At 35.7% G+C, this 22,435-nt stretch carries 25 protein-coding genes, 1 riboswitch and 2 other annotated features; of the genes, 5 read left to right on the forward strand and 20 right to left on the reverse strand.

Translation table 11 applies throughout. From position 1 onward, the window contains the following. Positions 1-89: 89 nt before the first annotated feature. Together AABL52_RS19630 and AABL52_RS19635 are read right to left on the reverse strand one after the other, a co-directional pair. Entirely contained in the window at positions 90-608 is a 519-nt protein-coding gene (locus AABL52_RS19630) for a hypothetical protein (protein ID WP_000735431.1), read from the reverse strand. 114 nt (positions 609-722) lie between these two features. Beyond that, a complete protein-coding gene (locus AABL52_RS19635) occupies positions 723-1,820 on the reverse strand; it encodes a site-2 protease family protein (RefSeq protein WP_341518235.1) in 1,098 nt (365 codons plus the stop codon). Positions 1,821-1,970: 150 nt separating this feature from the next. Here AABL52_RS19635 and AABL52_RS19640 point away from each other — a divergent pair, with 150 nt between their 5' ends. Then, complete coding sequence (locus AABL52_RS19640) at positions 1,971-2,168, forward strand: hypothetical protein (RefSeq protein ID WP_001053351.1); 198 nt, start codon at positions 1,971-1,973, stop codon at positions 2,166-2,168. Between the two features lie 104 nt (positions 2,169-2,272). Here AABL52_RS19640 and AABL52_RS19645 read toward each other — a convergent pair whose 3' ends face one another. Beyond that, complete coding sequence (locus AABL52_RS19645; RefSeq protein ID WP_000824717.1) at positions 2,273-3,127, reverse strand: hypothetical protein; 855 nt, start codon at positions 3,125-3,127, stop codon at positions 2,273-2,275. Positions 3,128-3,235: 108 nt separating this feature from the next. On the opposite strand from AABL52_RS19645, the gene AABL52_RS19650 reads away from it, so the two are divergent. After that, positions 3,236-4,012 carry a class I SAM-dependent methyltransferase gene (locus AABL52_RS19650; protein ID WP_341518236.1) on the forward strand — a complete coding sequence of 259 codons (777 nt, stop codon included), beginning with the start codon at positions 3,236-3,238 and terminating at the stop codon, positions 4,010-4,012. A 39-nt stretch (positions 4,013-4,051) separates the two neighbouring features. Here the strand turns inward: AABL52_RS19650 and AABL52_RS19655 are convergent, their stop codons facing one another. Continuing rightward, on the reverse strand, positions 4,052-4,261 hold the full coding sequence (locus tag AABL52_RS19655; protein ID WP_000880630.1) for a hypothetical protein: 210 nt from the start codon (positions 4,259-4,261) through the stop codon (positions 4,052-4,054). Positions 4,262-4,533: 272 nt separating this feature from the next. Beyond that, positions 4,534-4,792 (forward strand) — a binding site (T-box leader). A 56-nt stretch (positions 4,793-4,848) separates the two neighbouring features. Here AABL52_RS19655 and brnQ3 point away from each other — a divergent pair. Then, entirely contained in the window at positions 4,849-6,204 is a 1,356-nt protein-coding gene (brnQ3, locus tag AABL52_RS19660; RefSeq protein WP_341518237.1) for a branched-chain amino acid transport system II carrier protein BrnQ3, read from the forward strand. 24 nt (positions 6,205-6,228) lie between these two features. Here the strand turns inward: brnQ3 and AABL52_RS19665 are convergent, their stop codons facing one another. The 9 genes from AABL52_RS19665 to gltP form a co-directional block, all read right to left on the reverse strand. Beyond that, positions 6,229-6,567 carry a DUF3922 domain-containing protein gene (locus AABL52_RS19665; RefSeq protein WP_341519739.1) on the reverse strand — a complete coding sequence of 113 codons (339 nt, stop codon included), beginning with the start codon at positions 6,565-6,567 and terminating at the stop codon, positions 6,229-6,231. A 54-nt stretch (positions 6,568-6,621) separates the two neighbouring features. Then, positions 6,622-7,254: a response regulator gene (locus tag AABL52_RS19670; protein WP_000598708.1), complete on the reverse strand. Its 633-nt coding sequence runs from the start codon at positions 7,252-7,254 to the stop codon at positions 6,622-6,624. Further along, positions 7,251-8,306 (reverse strand): sensor histidine kinase, encoded by a 1,056-nt coding sequence (locus tag AABL52_RS19675; RefSeq protein WP_000744332.1) that lies wholly within the window; start codon positions 8,304-8,306, stop codon positions 7,251-7,253. The genes AABL52_RS19670 and AABL52_RS19675 overlap by 4 nt, the downstream gene beginning before the upstream one ends. After that, positions 8,306-9,046, reverse strand: a complete 741-nt coding sequence (gene liaF, locus AABL52_RS19680) for a cell wall-active antibiotics response protein LiaF (RefSeq protein WP_000716092.1) — start codon at positions 9,044-9,046, stop codon at positions 8,306-8,308. The genes AABL52_RS19675 and liaF overlap by 1 nt, the downstream gene beginning before the upstream one ends. A 107-nt stretch (positions 9,047-9,153) precedes the next feature. Further along, positions 9,154-9,816, reverse strand: a complete 663-nt coding sequence (locus AABL52_RS19685) for a PspA/IM30 family protein (protein WP_097843808.1) — start codon at positions 9,814-9,816, stop codon at positions 9,154-9,156. 45 nt (positions 9,817-9,861) lie between these two features. Next, positions 9,862-10,218, reverse strand: a complete 357-nt coding sequence (locus tag AABL52_RS19690; protein WP_000808634.1) for a hypothetical protein — start codon at positions 10,216-10,218, stop codon at positions 9,862-9,864. A gap of 228 nt (positions 10,219-10,446) precedes the next feature. Beyond that, positions 10,447-11,763 carry a Na+/H+ antiporter NhaC family protein gene (locus tag AABL52_RS19695; RefSeq protein ID WP_341518238.1) on the reverse strand — a complete coding sequence of 439 codons (1,317 nt, stop codon included), beginning with the start codon at positions 11,761-11,763 and terminating at the stop codon, positions 10,447-10,449. 94 nt (positions 11,764-11,857) lie between these two features. Further along, positions 11,858-11,963, reverse strand: a riboswitch (SAM riboswitch). Positions 11,964-12,083: 120 nt separating this feature from the next. After that, positions 12,084-12,602 carry a DUF402 domain-containing protein gene (locus AABL52_RS19700; RefSeq protein ID WP_341518239.1) on the reverse strand — a complete coding sequence of 173 codons (519 nt, stop codon included), beginning with the start codon at positions 12,600-12,602 and terminating at the stop codon, positions 12,084-12,086. A gap of 66 nt (positions 12,603-12,668) precedes the next feature. After that, complete coding sequence (gltP, locus tag AABL52_RS19705) at positions 12,669-13,940, reverse strand: glutamate/aspartate:proton symporter GltP (protein ID WP_000821135.1); 1,272 nt, start codon at positions 13,938-13,940, stop codon at positions 12,669-12,671. A 493-nt stretch (positions 13,941-14,433) separates the two neighbouring features. Here gltP and AABL52_RS19710 point away from each other — a divergent pair, with 493 nt between their 5' ends. Both AABL52_RS19710 and AABL52_RS19715 read left to right on the forward strand, forming a co-directional pair. Next, positions 14,434-15,705, forward strand: coding sequence for a murein hydrolase activator EnvC family protein (locus AABL52_RS19710; protein WP_341518240.1), 1,272 nt, complete (start codon positions 14,434-14,436; stop codon positions 15,703-15,705). 100 nt (positions 15,706-15,805) lie between these two features. Next, complete coding sequence (locus AABL52_RS19715; protein ID WP_002071034.1) at positions 15,806-15,967, forward strand: hypothetical protein; 162 nt, start codon at positions 15,806-15,808, stop codon at positions 15,965-15,967. A gap of 30 nt (positions 15,968-15,997) precedes the next feature. Here AABL52_RS19715 and AABL52_RS19720 read toward each other — a convergent pair whose 3' ends face one another. The 7 genes from AABL52_RS19720 to cysC all read right to left on the reverse strand — a co-directional run bounded on the left by AABL52_RS19720 (position 15,998) and on the right by cysC (position 22,424). Continuing rightward, entirely contained in the window at positions 15,998-17,353 is a 1,356-nt protein-coding gene (locus tag AABL52_RS19720; protein ID WP_341519740.1) for a sodium-dependent transporter, read from the reverse strand. A gap of 111 nt (positions 17,354-17,464) precedes the next feature. Beyond that, positions 17,465-17,713, reverse strand: a binding site (T-box leader). Between the two features lie 61 nt (positions 17,714-17,774). After that, positions 17,775-18,392 (reverse strand): NAD(P)-binding protein, encoded by a 618-nt coding sequence (locus AABL52_RS19725; protein ID WP_341518241.1) that lies wholly within the window; start codon positions 18,390-18,392, stop codon positions 17,775-17,777. Then, positions 18,367-19,122, reverse strand: coding sequence for a sirohydrochlorin chelatase (locus AABL52_RS19730; RefSeq protein ID WP_000644350.1), 756 nt, complete (start codon positions 19,120-19,122; stop codon positions 18,367-18,369). Before AABL52_RS19730 ends, AABL52_RS19725 begins: the two co-directional genes overlap by 26 nt. A 1-nt stretch (position 19,123) precedes the next feature. Beyond that, positions 19,124-19,900, reverse strand: coding sequence for a uroporphyrinogen-III C-methyltransferase (gene cobA / locus AABL52_RS19735; RefSeq protein WP_341518242.1), 777 nt, complete (start codon positions 19,898-19,900; stop codon positions 19,124-19,126). Positions 19,901-19,985: 85 nt separating this feature from the next. Further along, positions 19,986-20,186: a DUF3906 family protein gene (locus AABL52_RS19740; protein ID WP_000366917.1), complete on the reverse strand. Its 201-nt coding sequence runs from the start codon at positions 20,184-20,186 to the stop codon at positions 19,986-19,988. Positions 20,187-20,196: 10 nt separating this feature from the next. Further along, positions 20,197-21,819: a nitrite/sulfite reductase gene (locus AABL52_RS19745; protein WP_341518243.1), complete on the reverse strand. Its 1,623-nt coding sequence runs from the start codon at positions 21,817-21,819 to the stop codon at positions 20,197-20,199. Positions 21,820-21,830: 11 nt separating this feature from the next. Next, the gene (cysC, locus tag AABL52_RS19750; protein WP_061678641.1) at positions 21,831-22,424 is read right to left on the reverse strand and encodes an adenylyl-sulfate kinase; all 594 of its coding nucleotides are present in this window, start codon (positions 22,422-22,424) and stop codon (positions 21,831-21,833) included. Positions 22,425-22,435 lie beyond the last annotated feature (11 nt).

Here is a 22,435-nt window from a genome sequence, read left to right on the forward strand (position 1 = left end):
AATCACTATTCACACGGTGTTTTTGTGAAAAATATATGAACATTGCACTTACAAAAGAAAATAAGCCAACTAGAATGCTAGCTAGCTTATTATTTAGACTGAATAGCTTGTTCAATTACCCTTATATCTTTCCCATCTCCAAATTCTGTATACCCCCAGATATTCGTTTCACCTCTATATTTATTTACGATAATATCCAAGTCGTGGTATACACGATGCGCATAAACTACATACTCAACATTTTGAAGTTCCACACCTTTTTTTGCAATTTCATAGCTTCTATTTACATCACGTTTTATTTTTTCATTCTTTATTTCCGTATGTATATTTTTTAAAGAGGATTCTTGCTGTTGAAACCATTGTTTCAATTGGTTCCAGTCCCCTTCTGTATAATTCTCTGCTTTACCATAATTTAAGAAATTATTATAACTTTCATGTGTCATACGAATAAAATCCAGTACTTTTGTTTCTTCTTGTACATCTTCTATTTGAGCTATCGTATTTACCTCAGCAGGCTTATTCGCATAATGTAACAGCACTTTCATAAGACTATAACTCGCAATGATCATCACGATAATAATCCCGAATACACGTAACAATTTCTTCATATACAGAACCCCTTCTCTACTAGAGATATTACAATGTAGTACTATACTTGTAACATTCTCTCGTAGAAATATAATTCCTGTATAAATTCTTCCTATCATTTCGACAATATTTTTCTATACATTCCTCGTTGGCAAATGTTCTTGTAAAACCATATACCCTTCATAAGCTGCGTAACCGAGTATAGCCATTAATCCGATATAACTAGCAAATACCGTCCATTTCGTTTTCGTATCCACTTTGTAATAGTTTTCCTGTTGTCTCTTTTCTGTATCCCATTCTTGTAATTTTCTTTCTGATATTTCAAATGCTTCTCTTATATGAATTGTATGCGTTTCTTGTTCATCTTCATATGGAACGTAATCAAGCGGCTCAAACTTCGGTAAAAGATACTCTAACACTTCAATCTTTTGAAGTTCTCCTGTTTTTAATTCTTTCTCTCTTTCTTTATGCCTTAATACATTTATTTCATGTTGCATCATATATATATTTCGATGTACTGCACCCGTTTCTTTTAATTCCTCTTCAAGCCTTGCAATATATTCTTTCATTCCATCAATTCTATATCCTAATTCCTTAATCGGCTCATCTCGCTTTATTACTCTATATAATTCCATACAGCCGATAATAACAATAAATCCTCCTAAAATACTTTTAAAGTAAATGGAATAACCGAGCAATACAATAAGACCCGCTCCCCAAATCTTTGTACTTACAACTGAGATAATTCGTCCACCATCTAATGGAGAAACTGGAATCAAGTTAAAGAAGTTAATCATACTTCCAAGCAAAATAATTAATGCCCAAAATGGCTCTTTCGTTATTATATAAAGTGGAATTGCAGGCAAAAATGACAACAATCCGAAAAGAGGTCCCATATAGGCGATATAAGCTTCATCTTTTGCATTTTTCGGCATCTCTTTCATCCCAATAAGAGCACCCATAAATGGAATAAATATTGCTGGTGATGTTGGTATACCTTTTCTTTTCGCAGCCCATAAATGGCCCATTTCATGGATAAACAACAAATAAATGAGCGCTACTCCAAATTTCCACCCATATATAACTGCGTATGCACCAAGTGATAGAAACATACTAAATACCGTTGAAAACTTTGCTAATTTAAAGATTGCAAATACCCACTTTAACTTAGAAAGTAAAAATAAACCTATGGCAACAACAATTCCCCATAATCCTTTTTTATTATTTTTCATATTCCTCTCCTTTATCTCTCATTAATGAATCATATTTATTCATTAACGCCGGTTCTTTCTCTATTATGACATATTTTTTTCTATTGTTAGAAATAATGTTTATATAATCCATTTTTAGACAAAAATATAAATAAAAGGAGGTGTATACGAATGAATTTACAATCACTCATAATAGGCGCTCTATCATTTTTAGCTTCAACTCTTATTTTTTATACCGTTAGCTACGTATTATTATTAGATTTGTTGCCAAATCACATATTTATTGCTTTTATCATCCTTTCCGCTCTTATGATTTCTTTTCTTATTACGCGAAAATCAATGAATGAGCCATCTGCAAAAGCAAAGTAATAGAGAGGGGACTCCCCTCTCTATTATCATTTCCTAGGAAAGGTCATATAGACTTTACGACTTTACATTCATCCCGATCCTCCAGGACTAATTAAAGTTTCACTTTATCTTTGTAAATCCATTTTTTCACCATACTCTTTAACAATTTGGATGATATTTTGAAAAACACCTATTTTCTCTTTTTTACTATTTAATATTTTTAAATCATAATTTTCATAATAGGTTTCTAATGACTTTAATTGTGATTCTGAAGCATCTTTTATCGGAACAGTAGCATGTAATTCATACTGTTTATATCCTTCCTTTACCTTTTCACCTAAAATTTTCCCACTCTCTTTTGCTCCAATTAATTTTTGAACTTTTTCTGGGAAAATGACTTGCAAATAATATTCTTGTTCCTTCTCTAACTTGTTGTATAGTGATTGTGAAATCGTATACCGTACCGTATAATTCACATTTTGATCACCTGCTTTAATATGAAACGCGGTAATCTGCAAATCTTTTTTTGTTACTTCCGTTAAAGGACCTGCCTGCATCTCATCTTCTTTTGGTTCTGAAACATTTGGAAATATAGCTAATAGCTTTTCCGTATCTTTTTTATTTAGCATGTACATAGCGTTCTTATATTGTAGCCATCCTCGTCTATCTTCTCCTCTTAGCCAAGCATAATAGGTTTCTTTTTTTCCATCTCTACTAATTTGCATTTCATATTCCGGCTCACCAAAACTACCTGTTACGTCTTGTTTTTCCGCTTTATCTATAATGTCTATTACTAACTTAGCTTCTGATTCCTGTAACTTTTTCTCTTTATGTTTTTTTTGTATAACGGTTACCCCTATTGTTTCTTTCACTTCATTCACCGTCTCTTCTACTTTTTTTGTTTCTTTTTTTTGCTCAACTTGACTACAAGATGCTAGTAACATAGCAAACAACAATAATAATACATATTTCCTTTTCAACTTAATCCTCCCTTTACAATAAGAAATCCTTATAATCTTCATACAAAAAACAAAAACGTGACACACTATAAAATACGCTATACTAAGCATTGAAAGGGGGTCTTTTTCATGTCCATTAATTTTCACGATGCAAATAATAAATACACATACGCACAGCGAGACGCCCATATTTCTTGGGGTGAAATGATAAAGAGTATTACAAATATACAAAACAAGCAAATAATCGATATCGGCTGTGGTGGCGGTATTTATACGAAAGAACTCGCCCTTATGGGAGCAAAAAGTGTTGTTGGGCTTGACTTTTCAAAAGAGATATTACAGGCAGCAAAAGAAAATTGTAGCGGTTTTCCAAACATTTCTTTCATTCACGGTGATGCACATAGCGTCCCATATCCTAATGAAACATTCGACATTGTTATTTCGCGCGCAGTTATTCATCATTTACAAGACATTCCTACATTTCTACGTGAAGCTTCTCGTATATTAAAGAAAAACGGTGTACTCATTGTACAAGACCGCACCATTGAAGATTGTACAATTCCAGGAAGCCCCGAACACATTCGTGGATATTTTTTCTCCATCTTTCCAAAACTTATTGAAATAGAAGCAACAAGGAGACCAAAAACCACCACGATACAACAAGAATTACAAAAATATTTCCTTCACGTGTTCCCTACTCAAACACAATGGGAAGTACGCAAAATACATGATTCTGTAGAAGCATTGTTACAAGATTTATCACCTCGAACAGGTCGGTCCATTCTATACGAATTAACAGACCATGAACTTTCTCAACTTCTACAACAGATCCAGACCGCCTTACAAAACATCTCTCCTATCATTGAAAGAGATCGGTGGACAATTTGGAGTGCCATGAAATTGTAAGGAAGGAAGCCTCACAAAATAATGTGAGGCTTCCTTCCTTCATAATCTAATTTTGCAACACTCTTGATATCCTCCACTTCTGGCCTGTGCACTTCCACACTTCGGACATACTAAATATCTAGACTGATTTGTCAATAAACTACCTTTTTGAAAGAGTAAAACTTCTGCTTGTTTAAACGAACGCGAATAATATAACCACATAAAACCAATTATAGCAATAATGCCAAATAATACTCCCATCGCAAGCATTTCAGTCACCTCTTTTGGTTTGTTCTTTCCAGCAAGTGGATTGTTGTATTATTCTCTGTAAATTCAAACAATACCTTCTTCACTCCTATAAATATCAACTTTCTCTACAAATTTTACAATTCTCTACAAATTTTTACTCCCGTTTTACAATTCACTATTCCCTTCACATCAACGAATATCACATCCAATATTTCCGTATATAAATATGCCTTTCAAAAAATATATTGACTTTCAAAAAAAAACATGCAACAATACTGTCAGAATACTTGAATAAAAATTCATTGACGAGAACGAGTACGTTATAGGACTGTCCCCCAGAGAGTTGGCGAATTGCTGAAAGCCAACGTTCAGTGCGTAGCCGAAAATCATCTCCGAGAAGTAGAACCGAATGTTACAGTAAGTTCTTACCGGCTGTCCCCCGTTACAAGGAACACGTATCATGTTGTACGTTGTAAAGCCGTATACATATAGACTCATTTCTACATGTATAAATTAGGGTGGTATCGCGGGTAAATATAACTCGTCCCTTTCTTTAGGGACGAGTTTTTTGTGTTCTTACAAATGAATTTAAAAAAGGAGGAAAAACAATGAACACTGTATCAAAAAAACACATTTTTTTCACGGGTCTTATGCTATTTTCTTTATTTTTTGGGGCAGGTAATTTAATTTTCCCTCCCATGCTTGGACAAAATGCAGGTGAAAATTTTTGGCCGGCAATGATTGGATTTTTACTAACAGGAGTCGGTTTACCATTATTAACTGTTATTGCAATTTCTTTATCAGGAAACGGTATGCAACAACTCGCAAGTCATGTTCACCCATTATTCGGAATTTTCTTTACTGTAGTTGTATACATCGCAATCGGTCCTTCTATGGGAATTCCACGTGTTGCGAATGTCGCTTATGAAATGGGCGTTAGTTCCTTCTTACCAGAAACAATTCGCTCTAGTAACCTAGCACTATTTTTATACACTGTCGTCTTCTTCGCTATCGTATTTTGGCTTAGTTTAAATCCATCTAAACTTGTCGATCGCATCGGAAATATATTAACACCTATTTTATTACTTTCTATTTTCTTATTATTTGTTAAAAGTGTATTTACACCACTCGGGCAATCCGGACCAGCAATGCAAGAGTATCAAACTTCTCCAATCTTCAAAGGCTTTATGGAAGGATACTTAACGATGGATACCATTTCTGCACTTGCATTTGGAATTATCGTTGTAAATGCCATTCGCTCTAAAGGTGTAAAGGATCGTAAATCCATTGCCATCTCAACAGCGAAAGCAGGACTTATTGCCGCTACTGGTCTCGTACTTGTATATGGTGCACTTGGCTGGCTCGGTGCAACTAGCGTCTCTCTCGGATATGCAAAAAATGGAGGACAATTACTTACTGTTATCGTACAACAATTATTCGGTCCATACGGTTTACTTCTATTATCTCTTATCGTTACACTCGCTTGCTTAACGACATGTGTTGGACTTGTATCTGCATGTAGTCAGTATTTCTCAACCTTATTGACTACATTTTCATACAAAATATTCGCGAGCATCATTTGTGCATTAGGATTATTAGTTGCCAACTTAGGATTAACAAAAATTATCGCCATCTCTGTTCCAATTCTACTTGTTGTATATCCAATTGCAATTGTACTTGTTCTACTATCATTACTTCATAAATATTTCGGTGGATATCGCTCTGTTTATGTAGGTGCTTTAATTGGAGCAGCAATCGTAAGCGTATTTGATGGATTAAAACAAGGTGGTATTTCAGTTTCATTTATCACACCATATTTTGAACTTATCCCTTTATATAAGGAAGGAATAGGTTGGCTCATACCAGCATTAGCCGGAGCTCTTATTGGCCTTATAATCGCTAAGTCAAGTGGTGCGAAAAGAGTGCCCTTACTAACCGAATCTCATGAAGTAAAAGCATCCTAAAAAAACTCCCTTTCGGGAGTTTTTTTACATTTGAAAAGCAGTATGGTTAAAACTGCTTATTTTATAAGCTTTCGTATAATAGTCGATATTTGTATCCACTGTTTCTACTTTGACAACATCGTAGCAATCTTCTTGTTTCACTAAAAATAAATAGTACTCTTCTGTCGCCTCAACAATTGCAATTTTATCGGTTTCTACATTATATTGTTCACAAAGCGATTGCAATGCGTTCACATAATCCCCTAATTTTTTAGACTTATCCATGCCAAATATAGTTTGAACTAACATATACATTCTCCCCTTTGTATGTACTGTTAACAACTTAACGATAACGCTTACATTAATTAACGTCAATAAAAAGATTTGGCGCAAACTAATAAGCAGCGGGATCCCCCTACTGCTTAAAGTTTCACTTTATCATTTCGTCAATTGGTGTCTAAACGCATAAATAACCGCCTGCGTCCGATCACTTACATTTAGCTTATTTAATATATTACTTACATGTGTCTTTACTGTTTTGAGGGCAATAAACAATTCGTCTGCAATCTCTTGATTACTTTTCCCCTCTGCAATTAATAACAAAATTTCAGACTCTCTTTCTGTTAGGTCCTCATGCAAAGGTTGTTCTTTCTTCTGACGCATACGAGACATCATTTTACCAGTAACTTTTGGTTCTAATACCGTTTCTCCATCATAAGTAGCTCGTACAGCGTCTGCTATATCACTCGCTCTTGATGTCTTTAATAAATAACTAGTCGCTCCCGCCTCAATAACAGGATACAATTTCTCATCATCTAAAAAGCTCGTTACAACTACAATTTTCGCTTCTGGCCATTCCTGAATAATAGCACGTGTTGCTTCAACCCCATCCATCTCGTCCATGACAAGATCCATCAAAATAATATCCGGTCTTAATTGCAAAGCTAACTCTGAACCTTTTCTTCCATTTTCAGCTTCTCCAACTACTTCAATATCTGGCTGCGTTGATAAATATGCTGATACACCCATTCGAACCATTTCATGATCATCCACTAGTAATACCTTTATCATGACTCTCCCCCTCTCTCAATCATAATCGGTACTTTCACTTCTATTTGTGTACCTTTATTTGGAAAACTAAGTACTTTTAATGTACCACCAATTTCATGAACTCGCTCTTGCATTGATCTTAAACCATACGAACCAGCCTTATTAACCCCTACTTTAAAACCGACACCATCATCAATAATTTTCAATATTGCATATTGCTCAATTTTGCGTAGACGTACTTCCGTTTTCTTTGCCTTCGCATGCCGTAAAGTATTAGACAGCGCCTCTTGTACAATACGGAATAAATGATCTTCTACACCTTTTTTTAATTGAATTGGTTCAATTAACCATTCAATTTTCATATGTTGCTTTCTAGACAGTTCTGTTAATAATTCTTCTATACCCTCTGTTAGTTTCTTACCTTCTAACTGCACTGGGCGTAGATGAAGAAGCAATGCTCTCATTTCTGACTGTGCATTTACAACCATATTTTCAACGAGCTGCAACTGCTTTTTCGTCATTTCTGGAATTTCAGCTACTTGTTCATTAATAGCCGACATCATCATCGACATTGCAAAAAGCTGCTGACTTACAGAATCATGCAGCTCCCTCGCTAATCGATGCCTTTCCTGGGAAATCGCTTCTTGTCTCATCTCTTCATTCCAATGAGCTCGTTCATTCGTTACTTTTTGAAAGAGTCCAGCTTGCTCCTCTAATCGACGAGCCAGAACGATTACTTTTCGTTCCACTTCATGAAATTCATCATCTGCAGTAAACGAAACATCGCTCGGAAAATTCCCTCGCTCTACTTCAAATAGAAAAGTATTTAATCCTTGTATACGCTGCTCTATATAGTAACCGATTGCATATCCTACAATTCCCCCGATAAGTAAACTTGTAGTCATAATAAACAAGCCAATTGGAACAGAAGCGATGGATTCCTTCCATAATAAATCATACACTTGTTGCTCGCTTTTCCATACATATACAATTGTACAAATAAGTGCGATACTAACAGAGGACAGCATAGAATAACGAATATACATCCATGAAATATTTTTTTGTTTTTTCATTATACTTTCCTCACTTCCGTATCGCCTACGACAAGCGAAGAAATAATTTTAATACGACGAGGAGCCTCTTTATACTGCTCTGTTCTAAATGTAACATTGCGGTTAAATCCTGTTTCTTCATGACCTGGCAGAAGCACACGTCCGACAAGAACAGAATGATTTAAAGACAGTTCAATATCATATGGCACATATAAACGGATATTACCAACGACACCGCGAATAACAATTACCGTCTCCCCTTCTGGGATCATAGCAGTTGTTAAATCTATTTCCACATCACAAGCACCATATTGAACATTAATATCCTCAAGTTCATAAATATGATCCATCATTCGTATATTCCCTACAAACATATTTTTTAAATACGGTTCTGTACGGTATATTTGCTTCTCTTCGTCTATAATCCCTTTTTCTTTAATTTCAACCTTCATTGCTTTTTGCTGATGTCCTTGTTGAATCAGTTGATAACCAATTAAAGCTAAACAAGCAAATACGACAAGAACAAATGCTGCTGATGAAAATAAGAAGAATAAAAATACGATACCACCAACAAATAAAAATACATTTCCCCGTACATAACGATTCTTTTTACGATAATGCCTTCCAAACATAAGCATAATAAATGCAAAAATGAGACCACCTGGTTCAAAATGTCCAAGTATCATATCAAGAAAAAGACCGAATCCAAATATGATGAGGAGCATCCCCATTAATTGTGTTTTTGAAAAATGCTTCTTCATTTCAGCTCCCCCCCTTCTTTTCACATATACATAGAAGAAAAGGCATTGCTTTCCAACACCTTTTCTCCTATCACTATATCATAAGCCTGTTTTATAATATACTACTATTATTTTGTTAACTCTTTCGTTAACGATACATCATTCTTTTCTTTCATTTCACGCTCAAGCTTTGCAATCTTCATATCAAATGTGTCACGTTCATGCTCCTCATTCATACGAGTTTCTAAGTCACGAATATGATCTTCAATTTCTTCAAAGCGTAAGAACGGATTGTTTTCATCCATTTTATGCATCGCTGTATTCATACGGCGATTTGCATGTGCCATATTTTCACGTGCCATTAGTTCCATGCGCTTTGCGTGCATTTCTTTTAATTTATTTTTCATGTCAGAAAGACGACGCTCTAACTCATCGATTTGCTCTACAACACCAGCATACATTCCTTCTAATCGAGTTACTTGCCCTTCATAATAAGCTACTTCTTCTAATGCACGTTCGTGTAACTGTAATTCGCCTGCTTCTTGAGCGATGATAGCCTGTTTTGATCTTTTATTAACGAAATAACGCGCTTGCTCAAGCTCACGAGCGAAATTAGATTTTAATGTTTTATGACGCTGAATTAACTTCTCAATTTTTGTTGTTTCACGCTCACTATCGCGTAAATATTGGTTTAACATAGCGATTGGATTTTTTCTTTCTTTCTCATCTAACACATTATGAAAATCTGCTAAAATTGCATCGCGTACACGTCCGAATAAAGATTGTTTCATTATAATCTTCCTCTCTTCTACTTTATAAATTTGATTTGATTTTTATTAGTTTTTCATTAACTTGTTCCACTCATCTTCAAAGTTGCTATATGGTTTAGAACTTTCTGGTGCAGAATCAACAACTACATTTTTTTCTTTTTTCCACTCACGATATCCGTAGTATAAAACTACTAATGCTGCGATACCGATTAGTGCTGGGGAATGAGAAAGGGCGATGGACAAGCCGATCAAACCAACAATACCCCAAGCTAACTTTCCAAAAAATGATTGTGCTCGCACAAATGATTTATAGCTCCAGTACACAACTCCTGCTCCAATTGCGAACCCTATAATACCAGCAAGACTGCCAAGAGCAATTAAAGCTAAAATACCAGCCGCGATAAACGCTAGAAATTGTTTCATCTTGTGCTTGCCTCCCTTCGATTTGATACTCTTATCTTAACTATTTTTTCATCTTTCCATAACGAGCTTAAGAACCGTTTTTAACTCAGACTTAAGACCGAGTCGCATTCAGCCTTGTGCAAAAACTACGATTGGATAGGATGTTTCACTCTTTTATTGCACATAAAAAGCCGTACAGAGAATACTCTCTGTACGGCTTTCATTGCTATGCATAAACTTCATTTTTCATTATGCTGTTTTATGATATTCTTTCTTTCCCGCCACTTTAGAAAACCTCGGGAAACCAATTAATATAGAAATGATTCCACATACTCCAACTAAGATTGGATAAAACGCATATGGTAACAATTCAATCGGAGATAACGCCGCAAACCCTGCTGCTGTTAACATTTGAGCACCATACGGGATTAACCCTTGCACACAGCATGAGAAAAGATCTAATACACTCGCTGATTTACGAGGATCAATTTCATACTGATCTGCAATGTTTTTCGCAAGCGGACCTGTAAAGATAATAGAAATCGTATTATTTGCTGTACACATATTCGTCATACTTACTAAGCCAGCGATACCGAACTCTGCTCCTTTTTTCGAACGAATGTTACGCGTTAAAATATTCATTAAATATTGAATGCCACCATTATATTGAATCAGTTCGACCATACCGCCAATTAAAATAGCAAGTAATACTAACTCCATCATACCGCCCATTCCAGTCGTTACACTTTTAAAGAAACTCTCTAACGTGTAACTTCCATCTAAAAGACCGATAACGCCTGATAGTACTGTCCCACCAGTTAACACGATAAGTACATTCCAGCCAAGTAACGCTGTAATAAGTACTCCTGCATACGGTAAAATCTTTATCCAGTCAAAGCTATGCGCTTTAATCTGCGTATCACTTCCTAAGGTAACGATTACTAATAGTACAATTGTAATAACCGCTGCTGGTAATACAATTAAAAAGTTCGTTTTAAACTTATCTTTCATTTCTGTTCCTTGCGAACGTACAGCTGCGATTGTTGTATCTGAAATAAATGATAAATTATCACCAAACATCGCTCCACCAACAACAGTAGCCATCGTAAGTGCAATGGAGATATCAGTTTGCCCACTAATCCCTACAGCAATTGGTGCTAATGCAGCAATCGTTCCCATTGAAGTTCCCATCGCTAATGAAATAAATGCCCCTATAACAAAAATTCCAGCTACGATAAATCCTTGCGGCAAAATGGATAACGCTAAGTTAACTGTAGAATCAACGCCGCCCATCCCTTTTGCTGTTTCAGAAAATGCTCCTGCAAGCACAAATATTAGAACCATAATCATAATATCTGGGTTCCCTGCACCTTTAGCAAATCGTTCTACTTTTACATTAAAGCTTTCTTTACGATTCATTGCTAAAGCGACCCCTACAGCAATTGAAATTGCTACAAGTATCGGCAATTTATAGAAATCACCTGTAATAATTCCAGAACCAATAAATAGCGCCAAAAATATCCCCAGTGGTAATAAAGCCAAACCATTTCCTCTCGTTTCTTTCAAAGTACCATCTCTCCCTAGTTTCAACCTTTTTCTAATGAATAACAAAAGACCTCTTCCAATGAGAAGAGGTCTTATACATCTATAAGAAACGCTCTTCTCATCTTTCAAGCACATGCTTGCTGGATTTGGCACAGCACTCTGAAATCGAGTCCGCTGCCGAGGCATCGTAGGGCCAGTCCCTCCGCCTCTCTTTATAAGAAGGTTTCATATTTATTTTTTAATAATAATTTCTTCCCTAACTTTACTCGCTTACAAAACAAAAGTCAATTATTTTTTGTATAGATTTTTTTGGTAATTATGCAAAAATTTGAATACAACAATCATTTTAACTTTTTGATTTCTTCTTCCAATATTGAAATCCAATAAAATTCACTATTTTTTATTGCAGCTATTATCCATTTCGTAGTGCACCAAGCTAACTCATACTCTTCTTTTGTAACATCGCCACTTTTATAAGCATCCTCTAACTCATCTTCATCCAATATATACATTTTACCGTTCGGTAATAACACTACATCTAAATATAAATCATCAAAATAAGGTAAACCACGATCGTCTATTTCATATTCTTTCGCCACATCAATATAATATTGCACTAATTTTTTCTGATCATCTAACATAGCTGTAATCGCAAAGTTTTTCCCGTCTATGAAATATTGAATCCACGTAAACTGATTCCCTGCAATACAAAGTTCCTTACCATCATATTCTTTACAACTAGGTTCTTTCACCTTTTTTATTTCCAGTATTCCTAGCATTCCTTCTTCTATTTGCTTAACTGTATAATCTTTCTCTATTAGTCGCTTCCACGAAGAACCGTCACCATATTTACGTTTCATTACGTCCGCTTCCCTTCTATATAGAAAAGCCCCCACATATTATGTGAGAGCTTGTTCAAATTATAATTAAGCTGCTTGCTTATTAGAAATCTCTTTCAAATAGGCCTGTCCTTTTTCAGCGTCATACTGACCTTCCCACTTAGACATAACTACAGCCGCTAAAGAGTTACCTACAACGTTAACTGCTGTACGAGCCATATCTAAAATACGGTCAATACCAGCGATGAAGGCTAAACCTTCAGCTGGAATACCTACTGTACCAAGTGTCGCTAATAATACAACGAATGATACGCCAGGTACACCCGCAATACCTTTTGATGTAAGCATTAATACAAGTAATAATGTAATTTGTTGTGTAATGGATAAATCAATACCGTACATTTGCGCTAAGAAAATAGCCGCAATTGCTTGATATAAAGTTGATCCATCTAAGTTAAATGAATAACCTGTCGGAATAACGAAAGATGTAATTGCCTTCGGACAACCGAACTTCTCCATTTTCTCCATGATTTTCGGTAAAACTGTTTCTGAACTTGCTGTAGAGTATGCTAAGATCAATTCGTCTTTTAAAATCTTAAAGAATTGGAAAATGTTAATTCCAAATATTTTCGCTGTAATTCCTAATACGACTACAACGAAGAAAATCATTGCTCCATATACTACAATTAATAATTTCCCTAATGGAATTAATGAAGAAAGACCAAATGTAGAAACTGTAACTCCAATTAGTGCAAACACACCAAATGGTGCAAATTTCATAACTTGGTTTGTTACGTAAAACATTGCATCAGCTACACCTTGGAAAAATTGAAGAACCGGTCTTCCTCTTTCACCAATTGCCGCTACACCTAAACCAAATAATACAGAGAAGAAGATAATAGCAAGCATATCTCCGTCAGCTAATGACTTCATAATGTTCGTTGGAACAATATTTACAAATGTATCTGCAAATGAATGACTTTGTACTTGCTCTGTCGTATGTGTATATTTTGAAATATCTGTCTTTGTTAACTGCTCCATGTTTACGCCTTTTCCTGGTTGGAAAATATTCGCAATCAATAGACCGACAATAATTGCAATTGTTGTAATAATTTCAAAGTAAATAATTGTTTTTCCGCCTAGTCGGCCTAATTTTTTAACATCGCCAACACCAGCAACCCCAACAACAATACTTGCTACAACAATCGGTACAACGATCATTTTAATTAATCGGATGAAAATATCACCAATTGGTTGTAAGTAACTCACCACTGCCGGATTGCCAAAGAAAATCGCCCCAACTGCAATACCTAGCGCAAGTCCTATTAATATTTGCCATGCAAGTCCTATTCTTTTCATATTTGTTGTAACCCCCTCTTCGATGTGTCACTCTATCTCTCATTCTATCTCTATAAAACTTGAAATTAAGAGTATTACATATTATTCGACAATTCACTACATTTTGTCCCTGTTAAAAATCATAAATCAAAATTTTAAATCTGACAACAAAATAAGTTTGCCCGAACGCAAATAATTTTCTTGACAAAAACAAAACCCATGTCAGAAAACCTCACATGAGAACGATTCCTTATCAGTGTTTTATTGGATTCCTATCTACTATTTTACTATATAAAACAAATATTTTTTCCCTTTATTTTACAAATAAATCCAAAAAATACATCCTTTTTGCACGAATAAAAAAACGCATCCAACATGACAATTATCATTAAAAGATGATAAATTCCGACAAAACTTAGCAATTTTATAAAATTTTCTTTACATTATGATTACAACGATAGACACTCTTCTTCTTATGATATATAACATTCATAGGGAAAGGAGCCAGACAACCATGAAAAAGAAATTTGCAGCGTTTAGTGTTTTAGCAGCAGGAACGATTTTTGTTTCTCCGCTACTTTCACCCGTATACGCTGAAACGAATCAAGATAAATTATCTAATATTCAATCTGAATTAGAAGGAAAACAAAATGACTTACAAAATAAATCAGCTGAGAAAGACCAAATAGAAAAAGAAATTCAAGAATTACAAAAGAAAATTGACGATTTAACTACTTCTATTAATAAAAATGAAGCTGAATTAAACGATACAAAAAAAGAAATTAGTAAAACACAACAAGTAATTGCTGAAAAAAAGAAACATATAGAGCAATTACAAACAAACATAGATACACGTCAGGAAGTTATTAAGCAACGTTTACAATCTATGCAAGAAAAACCTCGTACAAATATTATTACAGAGGTAATAACAACTTCTACAAATATCGCTGATCTTGTTGATAATATGTACTCTGTAAGCTTAATTTTAAACAACGATACTGATATTGTGAAAAAACAAACAACTGATCAAAATGCTGTGACGAAAGAAAAAGAGGCTGTTGAGAAAAAAGAGCACCAACTAAAAGAAGCTGAACAGAAATTAGTTCAAAAACAACAAGAGTTGCAAACGAATCAACAACAACAGCAAACATTTATTAGCGATCTACATACGAAAGTAGCAAAAGTAGATTCAGAGATTGAAGGATTAGAAGAATCCAAAGGTATTTTAGAAAATCAGCGTCAAGCCGTTCAAAAAGCAATTGAAGAAGAAAAACGTGCAGAAGAAACTCGTAAGGCTGAAGAGGCACGTAAGGCAGAGGAAGCTCGTAAACAAGCTACTACATCTGCTCAAACAGCTCAAGCAGCTCCAACACCACACGATACAAATATTGGCGGCTTTATTAAGCCAGCAGCTGGATCAAAAACTTCTGGTTTTGGCGTGCGCTCTATAGATAACCATAAAGGAATCGATATCGCAGCTTCAGGAACTGTTCCAATTATTGCCGCTGCTGACGGCGTTGTGATTCGCTCAGAATTATCATCTAGTTACGGAAATGTTGTTTACTTATCTCACCGTATAAACGGAAAAACATACACGACAGTATATGCTCATATGAGTAGCCGTTCTGTATCAAATGGACAAACTGTAAAACAAGGCACTCAACTTGGATTTATGGGGAATACTGGCCAATCATACGGACAACATTTACACTTCGAACTTCACCTTGGAGAATGGAATGTCGGCAAAACAAACGCAGTTGACCCCTCTCCTTATATTGGATTATAAAAAACTCGGTGCATACCGAGTTTTTTATTTATACTTCACACAATATAGGCTTTCCACATAGACTAAAACTAAATGCCTATAGTTTATGGGGTGATCAACTATGAATACACAATTACTACAAGAAATAGAAGAAGCTAGAGAGACGTATATCGGCCGGATATTTACATTTGGCGGCTCCGCATTATTTTTAATCGGATCATTCATCGCAGTCGTCACAGCCTATAAAGCATATAATCGTTTATTAAATACACCTACAACATAATAAAAAGACGGAGATTTCTCCGTCTTTTTATTATGCAAACATTTTAAATACGCCTATCACATTTAAAAATACAATAATTACCGTTACTGGAATAACATAACGAAGCAAGAAGAACCAAATATTAAATAATGTTTTCCCTTTCGTTTCCGTAACTTCTAATTCTTTCATTAACATTTCTTTACTCATTTTATTTGGTACGAATAGCGAGATGGCTAGTACGCCAAGCGGCAGTAATACATTACTTACCGAAAAATCGACGAAATCAAAGAATGTCTTACCAAATATTTTCACATCACTCATAATTCCAAACGATAATGCTGACGGGATTCCAACTGCAAAAATAAGAATACCAATTAATAATGATGCTGACGGACGCTTTTTCTCATTATCTTTCGCAACAGATGCTACTACAATTTCAAGCATAGAAATCGCAGATGTTAACGTTGCAAAGAAGAATAAAACTAAAAACATAATGAAGAAAAATTGTCCAAATGGTATTTTTGCAAATACTGCTGGAAGGACGATAAACAGTAGTCCTGGTCCTTCAGTCGGCTTAACGCCTAATGCGAAAATCGCCGGGAAAATTGCTAATCCTGCAAGCACTGTAATAAAAACAGTTAAACTTACAATAGATGTTGCTGATTTAGCTAAATGTTCTTCTTTCTTCAAATACGAACTATACGTGACCATTACTGAAGCACCTACTGTTAGCGAGAAGAACGATTGTCCCATCGCGTATAAAATCGTATCTGCTGTTAGCTTTGAAAAATCTGGTTTCAAGAAGAACTCTACTCCAGCAAAAGCACCATCAAGTGTTAAAGCACGAACTATAATCGCAATAAACAAAATAAATAATAGCGGCATCATATACTTACTTGCTTTTTCTATCCCTTTCTCGACACCTTTACTTACAACAAAAATAGTACAAAGCATGAAGATAAATTGCGCTCCAATCGCGCTTACTGGATTTGAAATTGTTTCACCAAATAATTTCCCGTAATCAACAACACCATTCCAGAAGCTTCCTGTAACACTATAGTATAAGTACAGTAAAATCCATCCACCTACAACACTATAAAATGATAGTACACTAAAACAAGTAACAACTCCCATGCGACCAATCCAAGGATATAACTTACTATTTGGCACCAATACTTTATATGCTGTAACTGCCTCTTTTTGCGTGCTACGTCCAATAACAAATTCAGCTAAAAGAAGTGGCATACCTATAAATAAAGTTAATAGTAAAAATACAAGGAAGAATGCGCCTCCCCCACCATTACCTGCAACATATGGAAATTTCCATATGGCCCCAAGACCTACTGCGGCTCCGGCTGCTGCGAGTACAAAGCCTATTTTCGACGTCCATTGCTGTGTTTCTTTCATCATAATTTCCCCTTTTCTGAATATTTAAACTTTTGTTAATTATACACTTTCATTTCATACTCGCACACCTCCTTTAGAAAATAAAAAAGTCCCCTACACGCAAATATGCATGTAGAGGACGATATATGTAATGTAAATACCGTGGTACCACCTCAATTGGATTGATAAATCCCACTTGTTCAAGTACAGGAAAAATTCCGATACTCTATCCTTTTAACGGCGGAACCCGGGTTGCCTACTACAATGTTCAACATACCTCTCGCAAGCCCATTCTGTATATTTTATCGTACCGGGCTCACACCTTACCCCAGCTCTCTGACCGTATCAAATATACGTACTCTTCTTGCTCATCGATTTCATCTATTGAAGTTACTTGTGATTATAAATTATATTTTTATAGTTGTAAAGTACAATTTATTCATTATCCTATATGAACTCTTCTCTCTAATTCTTGTAAAAACAATTCTCTTTTTTGTTCATTTTGAATGTATATCGATTTTAACACTTCTTGCAACAATATATTTCTCTGCTTTTTCTCTATTTGTAATTCTTTCACTTTTATTCTAACTTCGTATAAAAAATCAAGATACGCTTCATACGCCTCATCATATTTATTTGCGATATCATCACGAATTTTTTTTGCCAGTTTCGGACTCGCTCCTCCAGTAGAAACAGCCACATTCAGTAATCCACGATGAATCGCCGCCGGAAAATGAACATTCCCACTTTCCGGGTTCGTAATAACATTTACTAATTGATTCTCTGCACTATCTTCAGCAACTTGTTCATTTAATACGGCATCGCCACTCGCTGCAACAACTAAAAAAGCACCTTGAATATCACTTTTTTCATACTCCCTTTGATACCAACGAATTTGCTTATGTTCCACTAGTTTCACTAAATCCGCATCCAATTCAGGACTTATCACAATTATATCTGCACCTTGTTTTAGTAAAGGAATAATTTTAAATCCCGCGACTTTCCCTCCACCAATGACAACAACACGTTTCTTCTCAACTCGCACTGTAAGTGGATACATATTGATCTCCCTTCAATAATTTCTTCGTTTTCTGAATTAACATATATTGAAACGCTTCATTCTTTCCTAAATAAGGACTTATTTTTATCTCATCCGACTCATATTGGCGCACTTCTTTTTCAATATGTTTCATAAGTAAACCGGTAAATAATAAGTAAGGCAGTACAACGATATTCTTTTCTTTTCGTTCTACAACTTCCTTTAACTTCTCCTCAAATTTCGGCTCGGCAGCTGCTAAATAGCAAACCTCTACTTTTTTAATTTTCTCTTCCGTTTGAAATAAAGAAGCGATCCAGTTTATATCTTTTAATACTTCAGGATCGCTACTACCTCTTGCAACGAGAAGTAACGTCACTTCATTCTTATCTTCCTGTTCGATACCACTTCCGTTATACACTGATTTAACGAGTGTTTCTGATACACCAAACGGATTACCATAGGTCACTTTAACACTTGAAAATTGATTATTTAACTTTTCTAATTCAAACGGGATATCTTTTTTCACGTGACCTGCCGCTAATAGAAAAACTGGAATAACAATAATCTCTGTAGCACCACGACTCACACATGTACGGAACCCTTCATCAATCGTTGGACTCGCTAACTCTAAAAAACAAACTTCTTGAATACTTGCCTCTACACGGTTCATGCATGACGTAATAAACGTAATCGCTTCTTCTTTAGCGGCTTTCAAACGACTTCCATGACATATATATAAGATGGCTTTCATTTTATAACACTCCGCTTACTCGATACGTACTTTCCGTCTGTTTCTCAAACCAATGGATCTTTTCCCTAAAACGGACCACTTCTCCAATTACAATCATACTCGGATTTTGAATTTGTTCTTTTTTCGCAACATCTACAATTGTCCCTAACGTCCCGACAACTGTGCGCTGCATAGAAGTCGTTCCCCTCTCAATAATAGCAGCAGGCGTACTTGTATCTTTTCCATTTTTGACCAGTTGTTCACATATGTAGGGTAAATTACTAACCCCCATATATACAGCTAAGGTCTCTACACCTTTCGCTAAATGTTCCCACTTCACTTCCTCTTCAGCATCTTCTTTCCTATGCCCTGTCACAATAGCAAAACTTGCACTCGCATCACGATGTGTCACTGGAATGCCAGCATAAGCAGGAGCAGCTATTCCAGCTGAAATACCAGGAACAATTTCAAACGGTACACCTTGCTTCGCTAACGCTTCAGCTTCTTCTCCCCCTCTACCAAATACAAATGGATCCCCGCCCTTTAGCCTCGTTACAACTTTTCCTTTTTTCGCGTATTTAATAAGAAACGTGTTAATTGTCTCTTGCTTCATCGTGTGATAATTTGGTAGCTTTCCACAATAAATTAAATCCGCTTCAGGCTTTGCGTATGAAAGCAACTCTTTATTTACGAGACGGTCGTATAAAATAACGTCTGCTCTCTCAATACATTTCGATCCTTTCACAGTAATTAAATCTGGATCACCAGGACCTGCTCCAACGATATAAACCTTCCCCATCATCTCTCCTCATTTCTACTATTAAAGTGAAACTTCCATCCTTATATACGAATGGAAGTTTTCATCATTTCCTATTACCTGTTCCCTACTCATGAATAACAAATGCCGCACCTTTTCGAATCTTCTTTTTTTCAAATAGAGAAATTTCCTTTACTTCTGGCAGCGGTAAAAAATGCTTTTCAAGCTCCATCTCCGCGAGCTTAAATGCCTGTTCTTCACTTTGAGCAACGACAACAATCGGAACAATACTATTCACTAACACGGCTTCAAATCGATATAAATCCATATTGTCCCTCCTAAGACGCTAGTACTTCTTCTAACACGGTATTTAACGCTATTTGTAGTGTGTCTACACCGATACGACCAACAAAATCATAAAACGTTTCAGCTGGTAATTTATTCTCTTTGAAATAACTTATAAATGATGCAAGTACATCAGGTAGATCCTCGCCATCTATTTTCCCTTTTAACTTTTGATTGTAAGCACCGCCATCTAACAACGTTCCACCTACGTATATTTCAAATGCTTCAACAATCCCTTTTTCCTTCGTTTTCATTTTCACCCCTTGTAATCCAATGTCAGCAATTTGACGTTGACCACATGAATTCGGGCATCCTACCATATGAATACGAACCGGAACATCGAGTGCAATTTGTGTATCTAAGTATTCGGCGATTTTGCGTAATCTTTCTTTCGTTTCTACTAATGCAAGATTGCAATATTCAATACCAGTACAAGAAACCGCATGACCAATAAACGATTTCGGACTTGCTGATATCGCTTCAAACAATGGTTCATTTAATAAACCCGTTACATTTTCTGGCGGAACATTCGGAATAATAAAGTTTTGCGAGTTACATGTGCGAATTTGTCCATTTCCATACTGCTTAGCAATTCTCGCAATCTCAAACATTTCTTTTGCATGTAGACGTCCTACTGGTACATTAAAACCTACATATTTAAGGCCATCTTGTTTTTGATCTTGAACTCCATAAAAGTATCCCGCATTCCAGCCTTTTAGAGCACCTTCTCCTTTACTTTGCAATGGTCCTGTATACTCTATTAGTTTCTCTTTAAATTTCTCTGCTCCCCAGTCTGCAACAAGAAATTTCAAACGAGCTAAATGACGTTTTTCACGGTATCCAAAATCACGGAATATCGTAGCAATCGCAATCGCTACCGTCTTCACTTCTTCTGGTAAAACGAATACATCTAATTCATCAGCTAAATATGGACGAGCTGATAATCCACCGCCTACTTTTATATGAAAACCAACTTTTTTCTCACCATCTATTTCTTTCGTAGCAGGTGTAAATGCAACACAGTTAATTTCTGCGTTTGCTGAATTATAAATATTAGAACTAATAGACATTTTAAATTTACGTGGTAAGTTAGAAAACTCCTCATTATGTTGGAAATAGTCATATACCTCTTTCACAATATGCGTTGTATCAAATAGTTCATTTGCATCAATGCCAGCAAGTGGATTCCCTGTAATATTACGCGTTATATCACCACAAGCCCCAGCTGAAGATAACCCAACTCTTGCTAATCTTTTAAAAATATCTGGCATTTGATGAATTTCTAGCCAATGAAACTGAATTGCCTGTCTTGTCGTAATATCTATTACGTCACGCCCATAATCCTCAGCGATAGAAGCAAGCACTTCTGCCTGTGCATTCGTAATAATCCCTGACGGAATATTTACACGCATCATAAAATAACCCGCTTCTTTCGGTCTTTGTAAATACAACCCAGCCCATTTGAATGCGTCCCACTCTTCTTTCGGAATAGATTCAAAGCCATTCTCTGCATAGTAAGGAATATCATTAAAGATTTCCAATCCATCTTTTTTTAATTTATTTTTCTCAGCTTGATTTAATTTTTCATTGTTAGCCCATACTTTTTCATAACTCATTTTTTATCCCCCTATATAAAACTACGCTCTTGTAAGTACTTCACGATTTGTTCTGCACATTCTTCAATAGAATACTTGTGCGTTTCTACAATTAATTCTGCTTGCTCTGGTTCCTCATACGGTGAATCAACACCAGTAAACTCTTTAATATCACCTTGTCTTGCTTTTTTATAAAGCCCTTTCGGATCACGCTTCTCACACTCTTCAATTGGGCACTTTACAAACACTTCAATAAACTCATCTGCAGCTAATAAATCCCTCACTTGTTTTCGGTCTACTCGAAATGGTGAAATAAACGCTGTAAGAACAACCGTACCTTGATCTACAAATAGCTTCGCCACTTCGCCAATCCGTCTTATATTTTCCATACGATCACTTTCAGAAAAACCTAAGTCTTTATTTAAACCGTGGCGTATATTATCACCATCTAGTACATAGTTTCCAATATTCTTTTCAAATAGTTTACGAGCAACCGCGTTCGCCACCGTAGATTTACCTGAAGCTGATAGACCAGTAAACCAAATTACAAAACTATGATGCCCATTTTTTACTCTTCTCTCATCTTTTGAAACAGATGCCGTATGCCAAGTAATATTTGTATCCATCTCATTCTCTC

The sequence above is a fragment of the Bacillus paramobilis genome, from assembly GCF_038096195.1.
Lineage (GTDB): Bacteria > Bacillota > Bacilli > Bacillales > Bacillaceae_G > Bacillus_A > Bacillus_A mobilis.